Source organism: Enterococcus moraviensis ATCC BAA-383, from assembly GCF_000407445.1.
Lineage (GTDB): Bacteria > Bacillota > Bacilli > Lactobacillales > Enterococcaceae > Enterococcus_L > Enterococcus_L moraviensis.
Genome location: NZ_ASWB01000001.1, coordinates 187,852 through 201,198, shown reverse-complemented (window position 1 = coordinate 201,198; position 13,347 = coordinate 187,852). Strand labels below are relative to the sequence as shown.

Below are 13,347 nucleotides of genomic sequence, written 5' to 3'. Positions count from 1 at the left end.
TCTTGAATTTTTTTCATTAGCTTTCTTTTAGATTTGACCTAGGAAAGGATACGTTAACTTTGAATATTATAAAAAAAATACATATGCCTAAATTTTTAGATACCCGACTTGGACTTTTTGGGTTTGTCGCTGTACTAATTTGGCTGAAAAACATTTTTGCTTACACCGTCGATTTTCATTTGAGGATTGAGAATGCTTTAGAGTATTTCATTCTCTTCATAAATCCAATTGCATCAACATTTTTCTTATTAGCAATTGCCTTGTATGTTAGGAGAAAAAAAGCATCTTATATTACCATGATGGTTATTTACTTCTTGATGTCACTGCTGTTATTCTCAAATGTTGTTTACTACAGAGAATTTACTGACTTTATAACAGTTAATACCATGCTTGGTGCAGGGAAAGTCGCTAGTGGTCTTGGCGAAAGTGCCCTACGTTTATTTAGACCGTATGACATTATTTACTGGCTTGATTTTATTATAGTTGGTATTTTATTGATCACTAAAAAAATCAAGATGGATGAACGACCAGTTAGAGCTCGTGTTGCCGTTTCAATCAGTATGTTATCTGCTTTATTCTTTGTTGCAAACCTAACATTGGCTGAAACTGCTCGTCCACAATTGCTTGGTCGTCAATTTTCTCGTGATTATATTGTTAAGTTCTTAGGTTTGAATGCGTTCACTGTGTACGATGGTGTAACAACATATCAAACAAACCAAGTCCGTGCAGAAGCTAGTGAAAACGATATGGATGCCGTCTCCGATTATGTTAAAGATCATTATGCTGCTCCTAACCCTGATACATTTGGAATGGCTAAAGGAAAAAATGTTATCTATATTCATTTGGAAAGTTTCCAACAATTTTTGATTGACTACAAATTAAAAGATGAAAAAGGTGTCGAACATGTAGTAACTCCTTTCATCAATAGCTTGTATCACAGCAATAGCACGTATAGCTTTGATAATTTCTTCCACCAAGTGGGACAAGGAAAAACAAGTGATGCTGAAACAATGTTTGAAAACTCTCTTTTTGGTTTAGATCAAGGTTCTTTATTCACGCAAGTTGGTGGTAAAAATACCTTTGAAGCAGCACCTGCTATTTTAGATCAAGAAGCTGGATACACAAGTGCGGTCTTCCACGGAAATGCAGGAAACTTCTGGAACCGTAATGAAACATACAAGCATTTGGGTTACAACTATTTCTTTGATGCTAACTATTATGACGTTAATGAAGATAATTCGTTCCAATATGGCTTACACGATAAACCATTTTTCCAACAATCAACACAATACTTGGAACACTTACAACAACCATTTTATTCTAAATTTATTGCTGTTTCTAACCACTATCCATACTCTCAATTTACGAATGATGAAGCTGGATTCCCGATTGCTCAAACATCTGATGAAACAATCAATGGTTATTTCGCCACAGCAAACTATCTTGATAAATCAGTTGAAGAATTCTTCAACTATTTAAAAGCTTCTGGATTATATGATAATTCTGTAATCGTTCTTTATGGGGATCATTATGGTGTTTCGACTTCTAGAAACCAAAATTTAGCTGAATTACTTGGTAAAACAAAATCAACTTGGAATGACTTTGACAATTCAACCATGCAACGTGTTCCTTATATGATTCATATTCCAGGTCAAACGAATGGCGGCATCAATCATACTTATGGTGGTCAGATCGATGCCTTGCCTACCCTATTACATTTATTGGGTGTTGATACAAAAAATTACATTCAAATGGGACAAGACTTGTTCTCTAAAGAAAATGAACAACTTGTTGCGTTTAGAAATGGAAATTATGTTTCACCTAAATACACAATGCTTGGTTCTAGTATTTATGAAACAGCAACTGGTCGCTTGATAGAAGAACCAACTGAACAAGAAAAACAAGAAGCACAGGCTTTGAAAGACAAGGCAAACTTACAACTTGAAATGTCAGACCAGACTACAAATGGTGACTTATTACGTTTCTATACTAACAGTGGGCTAAATCCTGTTAATCCAGATGATTATAATTATAAAGATCAACTAAAACAATTAGAAAAAATTGAAAGTGATAAAGGGTCAAAATCAACAAGTGTATACAGTAAAAACAATAACACTTCAACCGTTGATAAATACCATACTGAATCCTATCAAGATTATCTAAAATCTGGTAAATAAGCATAAAATAATCACGAAAGCTTGAGTAAATTACTCAAGCTTTTTTATATCTTATTCATAATTTATTCATATTCTTCTTTTATACTTAATGTAGTGAGGTGATCTGATTTGAAAAGCATTCGCTACGCTCTTGCTAGCGTTTCTTACCATAAAAAAATTTCATTTACTATTGGTATTTGCGCTTCTTTTTTTCTATTTCTATTGACGAGTATTTTAAACCTTAAAGATATAGAAAGAGCGTTTTATAGTCAAGTTAGTAGTATGATCAATAATACGGAGTATCATGCGAATTATCAAAAAATCATGCAAGTCTACTCATCGTTATATATCATTTGCTTATTATTGTGGATCATTTTAATGACACTCGTTATTTTTATCTCCTTAAAAATAAAAGAGCAAGACATAATGAAATGGCGTATCATGGGATTTTCAAATCGCTTCGTGATCAAGCAAACCATTTTAGAAATTCTTATCCCAATGATACTAGGTATCCTTATGATAGCTGTGTTTCTTATCGTCTGTCAGCATACATATGAATATCTTTTGCTAAAGACTAGACCCTTACTTGCAAGCGGCATGGGAATCAAACAAGTTCCTTTCTTCTCTTCCCAAGTACTAATAGAAAGTACACCAAATGCAGCTATCAGCACAGCTGTTGATACCCATTTTATATCTATGAGAATTAGCAGTCTATCTGTTTCAACGATATTTAATGCCTTCTCAAAAAATTGTCTTTTAATGATTTCTCTTACAACCGGAATCACTTTAGCTTCAGCCTCTATTATTTCAAGAAAATCGAAAAAAGTATTTAGGACGTGAGTAAATGAATTTTCCTTTGGCACAAAATTGGACCGAAAAAAGCTTTAATGAATTATTTCAACAACAACATATGACCGTTGTTTTAGAAGACCAAAGCAGTATTCAGGCTGATTTTTATTTTCTTATTGATAAAACCTTTGACTTGAAACAGTCGATGGCTGTAGGCTTTATTCTATCTGAGAATACCTTTTTACCTTACCTTTCAATCAAAGAGAATCTATTTGTCGGTTCTTCAATTAAAGAAAAAGATAAAAAAGCCTTACTAAATCAATTTTTTGACTATATCGGTCTTTCCTCTAGTATTTTGAATAAATCAAAAGAGCAACTGACGACGTTCGAACAAGTGAAACTTCAGCTGACCCAGTTATTACTCATTGAAAAAGATATTATCATTATCGATGATATCTTTCAAAAGCTTTCAATTGCTCAAAGACAAGAATTATTACCATTACTTCAGAAAATAGCAAAAGAAAAGAAAAAAGCGATTCTTGTTTTGACAAATGATATTCAGATTGCAGAAAGTCCATATATGGACAAAATTATAAAAACAGCTTAAACAAAAGATGTTGGAACCTGCTCCCAACGTCTTTTTGAATACTAAGAGCCTGAAACATAACTTTTTCCGTTATGTTTCAGGCTCTTTTGGTTAGGCATCATCTTCTATTTCTACATCTGGAAATGAGATTGTAAAGCTGGTACCTTTTCCCTCTTGACTCTCTACACTGATTTTTCCTTTATGGAGGCGGACCAGTTGTTGAACGATTGAAAGTCCTAAACCAGATTCTCCATATTTTGTATTTTTTCTAGAAGGATCTACTTTATAATAACGATCCCAAATATTCTGTACTTGTTCTTCTGTCATACCGATTCCTGTATCAGAAATGGTTATGATCGTTTCCAAATAGCCTTTTTGTAGATGGACATGTATCTCTCCATCGTGAGTAAACTGAATGGCATTTTGAATAATATTTACCATGATCTGAACAAAGCGATCATAATCTGCGTAAACATCGATACCTTCGTCTGCTTCCAAAATCAGTTTATCGTTTGCTGATTCAGCTTTGCCTTCAAGTTGAGTAAGAATATCTTTTAGTGTTGCAGTTGCATCGAATTTCTTAACGACGATACTAATTTGATTTGTCCTTATTTTTTCATAATCCAAATTCTCATTAACAAGTCGTATCAAACGAGAGGTTTCATTTTGCATCAGCTTGATTGCATTCTCTCTTTGGCCTTCTGGGATGGCATTATACTGTAATCCTTCCAACAAGCCATTGATGGTCGTTAAAGGCGTTCTCATCTCGTGAGATGCATCCGCCATAAATTGACGTCGTCTTTCTTCTTGCCGATCAATTTCTTCTCTTGATTCCTTTAGTGATTCTGCCATTTTATTAAAATCTTCAGCTAGATCATCAAATTCATCTTTGTCATGTGTAACAAGTTTGATATCGAAGTTCCCACTGGTTATCTCTTTTGTGGCTTTTCGCATGCGGTTGATTCGTTTCACCTGGAAACTGGCAAAGAAATAGCTTAAAATCAGTCCAACTATACTTGAAATAATAAATCCTTTAAATAAGTTAGCTGTGATTGCATCAACACTGTCTGAAACATTTTTAGCAGGTTGTGTAATGATCAACGCACCAATAATTGAATTTTCATTGGATTGGACATTCGTTTGAGTAACAGGAAGCATGACGTAAGAGGACATATTCTTATGGCCGAAGATATCTTTATTGATCGTAGCATATTCTTCTTGTCCTTCCATCAATGCAGTCCAGTTTTCTTTGATTACAGAATCATCTATTTTTTTTTCAGTGTCTAATGGATATTGAACTTGCATATTCCTATCATAAAAAACGAATTGAACATCTTGATAACTTAAGAAACCTTCGAATAAACGAAATGACGAATTCCAAATATCCTGTTCTGTCATTCCCGGAAATCTACTGATGGAATCTTTTGTTTTCCATGCTGATATAGCATATCCTCTGAGTTGTTCATAATTGGTATCTTGTAGTGTCTTTTTTGTTAATTGAGTGAATGACGTTCCTACGATCAAAATAATTAAGATGATCACACCCCAAAAGGCTAGTAATTGTTGATATAAATATTTCATCTATGCTACTCCAGAATCATCAAATTTATACCCTACGCCCCAAACTGTTTGAATAACTTGTGGTCCTACTTTTTCAATTTTTTGACGCAATTTTTTAATATGTGCATCAACTGTACGTTCATCACCAAAATATTGATAATCCCAAACCATTTCTAATAATTGCTCGCGAGAAAATACCTGTCTTGGTTTTTTTGCTAATGTATAAAGTAAATCAAATTCTTTTGGTGTTAAACCATCAATCAATTTATTATCTAAATAAGCTTCTCTTGTTTTGGTATTCATTCTAAAATGATTTGTCTCAACATCAAACTGATCATCTGATCGTTCAATCCCATCGGATGTGTGTTCGCCAATTTCTGAACGACGATGTAAAGCTTTTATTCGTGCAATTAAAGTTAGCGGGCTAAACGGTTTTGTGACATAATCGTCTGCGCCCATCTCCAAACCGATTACCTGGTCGCTTTCTGAATCTCTAGCCGTCAACATGATGATTGGAACTGTATTTGAGATCTTTCGAACCTCTCGACAGACAGCCATACCATCCATTGTTGGTAGATTTAAATCTAGCGTGATCATATCCCACTTTTCTGGATTTTCTAAAAACGCATCTAATCCTTCTTTACCATCATATTTAAATGTTGCATCCCAACCCTCATTTAAGAAAAACATTTGCATCATTTCTGAAACTGATTCATTATCTTCTATCATTAATACATTCATTATCTACTCGCCTCTTCCTTCAAGTTTACGTCATTTATATTATACTCTAAAAATCACTCAGCTCCAATAACTTCTATCTTTCTTCAAAAAAGCTTTGTCTTTTTTTCAATCTTTGATAAGATTAAGGATGAAAGGACGTTGAAAATTCATGGAAAATATCCAAGCAGTTGCTTTTTTTGATTTAGATGGAACTTTATTGAATGATAAGTCACAAATAACACCCGAAATAACACAGGCTATCAGTGCTTTAAAAACGAACAATGTTCTCCCATTGATCGCTACTGGTCGAACCGTTGTAGAGATTGAGCATATTATGAAAGACAGTGGCATCGATTCTGCAATCGTAATGAATGGCCAATTTATTCAAGTGGAAGGAAAAAAAGTCTATTCAGATGAATTTAGCTATGAAGAATGTTTGAAAATGTATGAACACGTAAAAAGCCTAGGACACGAAATTTCTTATTATAACGATAAACAAATTTGGTGTTCTGGTCATAATGAAATCGTTACGAAAGCTTATGATTTTATCCATTCTGAAGCCCCTATCATCGATAAGTCTACTTTGCAAGATAAGACTGTAAATATGATGCTCGTACTTTCTGAAGATGGTGATGAACATTATTTAAAACATTTCCCAGAAATGACGTTTTATCGTAATGGCCCTTATTCGATCGATACAGTCAGAAAAGGTGTTTCTAAAGGAACTGGCGTACAGAACTTGTTCAAAACATTAGTATTACCAGATGTCCCAACATTTGCTTTTGGCGATGGAATCAACGATTTGGCTCTATTTGATGCTTGTGATAATAAAATTGCAATGGGCAACGCACGAACTGAGCTAAAAGAACGCTCTAGTTATATTACTAAGAAAAATACTGAAGGTGGAATTGTTCACGCCTTAAAACACTTTGATCTGATCTAAAATACGCATAAAAAAATCCCACTTCTTATTTCGAAGATGGGATTTCTTTTTTATGTCTTTTTTGATGAACACAGATAATGGTTCCTGTCACTTGAATCAGTAAGAGAAAAAGTAAAATTGCACTTAATCCTAAATGTCCTTGATCAAACGTTCTTTTTAACAATACAAGTAAAATCAGACTGCTTACTGAATAAAGTGACCATTGCTTATCCATAATATCTAGACCCCTTTGGTTTGTTATCTATAAGAATAGGACTTTTGATTAGAAAAAGCAAGGAACTTTTTAGTATCTGTGAAATTTCCTACAATTTTTTAGTGTTTCTTTATAATTCTAAGGAGAATCTAAATATCGTTGGTTGAACATTTTCAGTATTAAGGTGTTGTATCCATTTCAAACAATTAAAAAAAATGATACACTGAGTTTATTGTACAGTTTACGATGAGGAGTTTTTTCTATGGATAAAATGAAACAATCAACAATACAGCTTATTTTAGATACTTGTTTAATGGCCGGTAAAATCATGACTGAAAGTGGCTCTGAGGTTTATCGTGTTGAAGATACAATGAACCGAATCGCTGAAAATGCTGGACAAAAAGAAAGTGTCAGTTATGTTACAGCAACAGGACTTTTTATGGGCTTTCGTTCTAGTAATTATACGCAATTAGAAAATGTTACAGAACGAAGTATCAACCTAGAAAAGGTCGCAATTGTGAATAGTCTTTCACGAAAATTTGCTGAGAAAGAAATAACTTTAACAGAGCTAAATGAGAAACTCAAAAATATCAACCATGAAGCGCCTACCTATTCTATTCCTTTACAGATTATAGCGGCTGGGGTCGTTAGTTGTACATTGATGTATATTTTTGGAGGAGTTTGGCAAGACTTTTGGGCAACTTTTTTTATTGGAATGATTGGGTATAGCGTAGCTTATTTTACTAAAGAATGGTTAAATATTAAGTTTTTAGATGATTTTCTTGCTGCGTTTACAATTGGTCTGTTAGCCTATTTTGCAGTAAAATTCCACCTAGCTGGAAATATCGATAATATTATCATTGGGGCTGTCATGCCTTTAGTCCCTGGAGTTGCGATTACAAATTCCTTTAGAGATATTTTGGCAGGTCATTTATTAAGTGGTACCGCTCGAGCAACTGAAGCGATTTTTGTGGCTGGATCAATTGGCATTGGCATCGCAATTGTTTTTAAATTATTTATGTAAGGAGAAATACGTGTGGAAGTCTTTATTCATTGTATATTTAGCTATCTAAGTACAGTTACATTTGGGATCGTTACAAATGTTCCAAGAAAAGTGTTAAATGCTTGTGGTATAACTGGTGCTGTAGGATGGATGATTTATTGGTTTATGAAAAACTTAGATGCAGGCAGTATCTTCGCTAATTTTCTTGGTGCTATCGGCATTGGATTGTTAAGTATTTATTTTTCTCGTAAAAAAAAGATGCCTATGACGATTTTCAATATTCCTAGTCTCGTTCCTTTAGTGCCTGGTGGTCCGGCTTATCAAGCTGTTCGAAGTATTGTTTTAGGTGATTATATCGGTGGTGTACATTCAATCATTAAAGTGATTATGACGGCCGGAGCAATCGCAGCTGGCTTTATGGTCACTGGAATCGTTGAGCGTTTATTAAAAAATCTATTGGATAAAAAACGAGCAGTTAAGTAATGTTAAATTACTTAACTGCTCGTTTTTTATTTAATCAATCGCTATTTCTTCGGCTTCTTCTTCAAAAAACAATAACAAATCCTGTAACGTTAGTTTTTCTTTTTCCTCTTTATTTAAGTCTTTCACGATCTGTCCTTTTTGTAATACAATCAGTCTGTTACCATAATGGAGCGCATCTTCCATACGATGTGTAATCATTAGACACGTCAATTCACCTTCTTTAATTCGCTGATCTGTCAATTGCATCAATTGTTTCGATGTCTTAGGATCAAGTGCTGCTGTATGCTCATCTAAAAGAAGTAATTCTGGCTTTGTCAATGTCGCCATCAATAAGCTCAATGCTTGCCTTTGACCGCCAGAAAGATTTCCAGTTGGTGTATCCAAATGATTCTCTAAGCCATTTCCAACTTCACTACAAATTTTGGTGAAAAATGTCCTTTCCTCATTTAATTTACGTAACCGTAATCCGCGTCTTTTGCCACGATACAAGGCTAATAATAGATTTTCTGCAACGGTCATTCTCGGTGCCGTCCCCATTTTAGGGTCTTGGAAAACTCGGGATAAGTATTTTGCCCGCTTTTCTTCAGAATAAGCTGTGATATTTTGTTCGTTTATAAATAAATCACCTTCAGATAAAGTCAATGTTCCAGCAATACTGTTGAATAGAGTACTCTTACCAGCTCCATTCCCCCCTAGAACTGTGACAAATTCGCCTTGAGCAATTTTCAAATTGACGTGATTTAAGATGACTTTCGTTTCGTCTACACCATTACCAATACGTTTAGTTGCGTCTCTAAGTTCTAAAACTGTACTCATTTTTCACCCTCCTTTTGCGGTAAAAAGTTCAGATTTAACGCTTTTTTAAGTTGTGGAATCATTAAGCATGCAGCCAGAATCACCGCTGAGAAGATTTTCAAGTATGTTGTATCAAATCCTAGCTTGATTACAACTAAAATAAGCAATTGATAGATAATACTTCCCACAACGATTGCAACTAAACGTTCAGCAAACGTTAGTTCTCCGAACAATACCTCGCCTATAATAATTGATGCAAGTCCGATAACGATCACGCCTGTTCCTTTATTGACATCGGCATATCCATCATTTTGAGCGATTAAAGCGCCTGATAAGGCTATTACACCATTTGACAATGTTAACCCTAAAATTTTCATTGAATCTGTTTTGATTCCAATTGAACGTGCCATATGTTCATTGTCACCTGTTGCAATATACGCTTGTCCTAAATTCGTATTAAAGAAAAATAATAACAAACTAATAATGATTGCTAGAAAAATCACGCCTAAAAATACGATGTCATAATAGTTTGGTAGATTTAATTGTAAAAAGAAATCTTGAATTTTCGGCTTATTCAACAATGATAAATTAGGTGTCTGCATCACATATAGAATCACTGAGTTCAATCCAGACATTACTAAAATTCCCGCCAAAATAACTGGTATTTTTCCTTTAGTAAAAAGTAACCCCGTCACCAAACCAGCACACATACCAGCTAAAACGCCTAATAATGTTGCTAAAATCGGGTGGATCCCCGAAGTAATCGCTGTAACACAAACTGCTCCTCCCAATGGGAAAGATCCTTCTGTTGTCATATCTGGAAAGTTTAAAATTCGATAGGTCATAAATATGCCTAATCCTAATATTGCCCATAACATTCCTTGACCAATTGCTGAAACTATCATTTCATTCTCTCCTCATTCCTGTGCTTATTCTATTATTTTTGCTTTTGACTTGATTTCCTCAGGAATTGTTATTCCTAATTTTTTTGCCTGTTTTTGGTTGATAATGATGTCGCCAGTTTTAAACGTATAAATAGGTGTTGTAGCTGGTTTCGCTTTTCCAGATAAAATTGCTGCAGCCATTTTGCCTGTCTGCACACCTAGATCAAATTGATTGATACCTACTGTCGCTACACCGCCTTGTTCAACCATTGAATCTACAGATGGAATAATTGGTGTTTGGGTTTTATTCGCTTCATTTACCACTGTTTGCATTGCGTTAGCGATTGTATTATCCGTAGGAATATAAATAATATCGACTTCGCTTGTCATCACTTGGACAGTCTGAGCAATTTCATTACTAGAAGGGACTGCGAAGCTTTTTACTGAAAATCCTTTTTCCTCTGCAATTTTTTTTGCCTCTTCAACTTGGTATTTGGAATTTTCTTCTGAAGAAGCGTAGAGGATCCCTACTTTTTTTCTATCAGGTAATAGTTTAGTGATTAAATCGAATTGAGCATCTACTGGTGATTTATCACTTACACCCGTTATGTTACCACCTGGTTTTTGATTACTTTTAACTAACCCAGCACTGACAGGATCCGTAATTGCGCCAAGGACTATTGGCGTTTCAGATGTTGTATTTGCTAGTGATTGAGCAGCTGGTGTAGCAATCCCAATTAAGACATCTGATTTTTTTTCTTGGACTAATTGTTGACTCATTGTGGCTAATTTACTTTGATCAGCTTGTCCATTTTGAAAAGCGATCGTCATGTTCCGTCCATCTTCATATCCTTCTTCTTTCAAGCCAGCCTGAATTCCTTTATAAATTTGATCTAATGCAGGATGACTAACAAATTGCAATACACCAACTGTTGGTAAATTTTCTTTGGTAGGCTCTTTCTTTTCTACAAAAAATGAGCCAATTAAAAAAATAATAAGTACTACTACTACTATTGATAAACGATTCTTTCTCATATTTTTCCCTCCTAATTTTAAAAAATCTAGTACAACTATTCAACTTAATAAATAAATAGTTAATTTACTGCCTAACAAGCTTCACCTTCTGTTTTTAACAACTTAAAGAATTTTAAACATAACACTATGGTATCGATAACATCCTATTTGATTTTCATCACAATAAATCCTTTCTACTTATCCTTAATTATTTTTATACAAAAAAACAACGACAAACCCTAATAAGGAGCAGTCGTTGTTTCATAAACAAAGACCACATAAATCAATCATCTATGCAGTCTAAAAATCATTTTAAAGAAGCCGACATAGATACAAAATTTAGAATTTATCTTCTAAAGTTGTATCCATGAGAGTATCATACATACAACTATCTACGCCAGTTTTGCCACGAATTATTCAATTCTTTGATTGGTTGGGATAGTTTGCTCATGTCGTCACTCCTATAGTTTTTCTGTTAAAAACAGTTTACACTAAAGACGATTTGTTCGTCAAGTCTAAAAAGGTTATAAATTATAATTAGATCGACTTTTTTTATTTGCTATCTTTTTAAAGATTTTCGATAACTCCAGCTGTCCTTATTTTCCTTAAAAGGATGGAACTGTAAACCCGTAAACATTTTTTGAGATGCCTTATTCCAATTGAAAATCTCACTCACCGTAATATACTCTTTACCCATTTTTTTTGATTTATAGATAAAATATTTAGTGACCTTCCGCCCAATATGACGATTACGAAAGGTTTGATCGATCACAATTGCATAATCGTCTTCTGCTAGCCAAACATCCCCAATTATATGAGAACGACTGCGCCCGTTATATTCAATATAATAAAGCCGACCATTTTTATTTTGCCAATCGTACATCTGTTTGATTTGCTCTTTTGTGTACATGGTTTTTACTCCCACAATATTGTACATACTGTTTGGATCTTGATACCACTTTAAGGACTCCTTGCGAAATTTATCAAAAGGAATCAAATAAATTTTTTCGTTAATTCGAATTTTTTTAGCTTTATTACGATTGAAAGAGGACTCAATCGTAGGCTGAGTCCTCTTTCTTACTAAATCCGTTGCCAAAGTTAGCCACTTAGATCTTGTCACGTCGTTCACTTCTTACATATACACGCTCTAATCTAGGTTTCATCATAAAAAGTCCCAATAAACCGAATAAAATAAATTCTTTCATATTAAGCCCTTCTTTCTAAAATTGATTTATTGCGCTACAGAATCGGTTTCTACAGGTTGCTCTACTATTTGTTCTTCTGATATGGGATCTTCTTGAGTTGTTTGTTCTGTTGTTTCTGTTGTTGATTCTGTTGAATTTGTTGTTGCAGGCGTCTGTGGCTGAGTACTTTGGCCTACACTAGGTAATGGTAACTGATTTAAAGCTGGAATCAGCATTGTTTTTGTATCAAAACTCCCATCAATCGGAATTCGGTTCTTTTCTTTCCCGTTTTCAAAGAAAATGATTGTCACTTCATTCTTTTTGATTTTATATTTTTCTTCTATTTTTTCCGGATTGTATACAATAGGGTAAATATAAATGCTATGGTTAAAATCTTTCATTAGTTTTTTGTCTTTTAAAACATCGACGACACCATCATATGTTTTTCCACTTGGTATTGAAAATAAGACGGTCATTGCTGTTTTTTTGCTGATATCTTGGTCTGCTGTTTTAGCATCTAAATAATTAGCTTTCTTGACAAGTTTTTCTTGATTTACTAAAGAGTCAATTTCAGCAGCACGAATATTCGTCTGTACTTTCGGTACTACTATAAACAAACTAATAATAAATAATACAATGACAACTAGAACGATCGCACTCAATTTTTTTTGTTTATTTAAAGAAGTTACAAAATCATCTTTAACATCAATAAAATTTTTCTTCATTTATTCTCTCCTCTACTACCTATAATCTTATTATACTAGTACTTTATTCCTTTGCCTAGTATAACAAATGATACATTGATTATTTTTAATGAAAAAATAGAATGATTCACTTAATTGACTATATTACTATTAAAATACTTTAATAATTAGCATTTTTTCTATTGTTGACAAACAGTGATCTCTAGCCTATACTTTCATTAATGGCGAATAAATTAAAATACGATGAAAAGAAAAGTACTGTTTTTTGAAAATTCATGAGAGAGTCTCGGTAGCTGAAAAGAGATAGTTTAAAAAAACAGGAAGATGGTCTTT

General features: G+C 33.8%; 14 protein-coding genes and 1 other annotated feature (1 of these 15 only partly in view). Of the genes, 6 read left to right on the top strand and 8 right to left on the bottom strand.

Annotation, left to right across the window (positions count from 1 at the left end):
• Positions 1 to 68 precede the first annotated feature (68 nt).
• The 3 genes from I586_RS00965 (at position 69) to I586_RS00955 (ending at position 3,552) form a co-directional block, all read left to right on the top strand.
• On the top strand, positions 69 to 2,177 hold the full coding sequence (locus I586_RS00965; RefSeq protein ID WP_034701655.1) for an LTA synthase family protein: 2,109 nt from the start codon (positions 69 to 71) through the stop codon (positions 2,175 to 2,177).
• A 108-nt stretch (positions 2,178 to 2,285) separates the two neighbouring features.
• Positions 2,286 to 2,996: a hypothetical protein gene (locus I586_RS00960; protein WP_010765052.1), complete on the top strand. Its 711-nt coding sequence runs from the start codon at positions 2,286 to 2,288 to the stop codon at positions 2,994 to 2,996.
• 4 nt (positions 2,997 to 3,000) lie between these two features.
• A complete protein-coding gene (locus I586_RS00955; RefSeq protein ID WP_010765053.1) occupies positions 3,001 to 3,552 on the top strand; it encodes a hypothetical protein in 552 nt (183 codons plus the stop codon).
• Positions 3,553 to 3,642: 90 nt separating this feature from the next.
• On the opposite strand, the gene I586_RS00950 is transcribed toward I586_RS00955, so the two are convergent.
• Both I586_RS00950 and I586_RS00945 read right to left on the bottom strand, forming a co-directional pair.
• Entirely contained in the window at positions 3,643 to 5,112 is a 1,470-nt protein-coding gene (locus I586_RS00950; protein WP_010765054.1) for a sensor histidine kinase, read from the bottom strand.
• Complete coding sequence (locus I586_RS00945) at positions 5,113 to 5,832, bottom strand: response regulator transcription factor (RefSeq protein WP_010765055.1); 720 nt, start codon at positions 5,830 to 5,832, stop codon at positions 5,113 to 5,115. It lies immediately after the preceding gene.
• Positions 5,833 to 5,980: 148 nt separating this feature from the next.
• Here I586_RS00945 and I586_RS00940 point away from each other — a divergent pair, with 148 nt between their 5' ends.
• A complete protein-coding gene (locus I586_RS00940; RefSeq protein WP_010765056.1) occupies positions 5,981 to 6,754 on the top strand; it encodes a Cof-type HAD-IIB family hydrolase in 774 nt (257 codons plus the stop codon).
• A gap of 25 nt (positions 6,755 to 6,779) precedes the next feature.
• Here the strand turns inward: I586_RS00940 and I586_RS00935 are convergent, their stop codons facing one another.
• Positions 6,780 to 6,968: a hypothetical protein gene (locus tag I586_RS00935; RefSeq protein ID WP_034701337.1), complete on the bottom strand. Its 189-nt coding sequence runs from the start codon at positions 6,966 to 6,968 to the stop codon at positions 6,780 to 6,782.
• Between the two features lie 241 nt (positions 6,969 to 7,209).
• Here I586_RS00935 and I586_RS00930 point away from each other — a divergent pair, with 241 nt between their 5' ends.
• Positions 7,210 to 7,971 (top strand): threonine/serine exporter family protein, encoded by a 762-nt coding sequence (locus I586_RS00930; protein ID WP_010765057.1) that lies wholly within the window; start codon positions 7,210 to 7,212, stop codon positions 7,969 to 7,971.
• A 12-nt stretch (positions 7,972 to 7,983) separates the two neighbouring features.
• On the top strand, positions 7,984 to 8,433 hold the full coding sequence (locus I586_RS00925; RefSeq protein WP_010765058.1) for a threonine/serine exporter family protein: 450 nt from the start codon (positions 7,984 to 7,986) through the stop codon (positions 8,431 to 8,433).
• Positions 8,434 to 8,463: 30 nt separating this feature from the next.
• On the opposite strand, the gene I586_RS00920 is transcribed toward I586_RS00925, so the two are convergent.
• The 5 genes from I586_RS00920 to I586_RS00900 form a co-directional block, all read right to left on the bottom strand.
• Positions 8,464 to 9,249, bottom strand: coding sequence for an ABC transporter ATP-binding protein (locus I586_RS00920; protein ID WP_010765059.1), 786 nt, complete (start codon positions 9,247 to 9,249; stop codon positions 8,464 to 8,466).
• Positions 9,246 to 10,133, bottom strand: coding sequence for an ABC transporter permease (locus I586_RS00915; RefSeq protein WP_010765060.1), 888 nt, complete (start codon positions 10,131 to 10,133; stop codon positions 9,246 to 9,248). The genes I586_RS00920 and I586_RS00915 overlap by 4 nt, the downstream gene beginning before the upstream one ends.
• Positions 10,134 to 10,157: 24 nt before the next feature.
• Entirely contained in the window at positions 10,158 to 11,147 is a 990-nt protein-coding gene (gene trpX / locus I586_RS00910; protein ID WP_010765061.1) for a tryptophan ABC transporter substrate-binding protein, read from the bottom strand.
• Positions 11,148 to 11,685: 538 nt separating this feature from the next.
• Positions 11,686 to 12,036: a GNAT family N-acetyltransferase gene (locus I586_RS17420; RefSeq protein WP_010765062.1), complete on the bottom strand. Its 351-nt coding sequence runs from the start codon at positions 12,034 to 12,036 to the stop codon at positions 11,686 to 11,688.
• A 321-nt stretch (positions 12,037 to 12,357) separates the two neighbouring features.
• Complete coding sequence (locus I586_RS00900; protein ID WP_010765064.1) at positions 12,358 to 13,035, bottom strand: hypothetical protein; 678 nt, start codon at positions 13,033 to 13,035, stop codon at positions 12,358 to 12,360.
• Between the two features lie 213 nt (positions 13,036 to 13,248).
• Positions 13,249 to 13,347 (top strand) — a binding site (T-box leader); it runs 149 nt beyond the window's last position.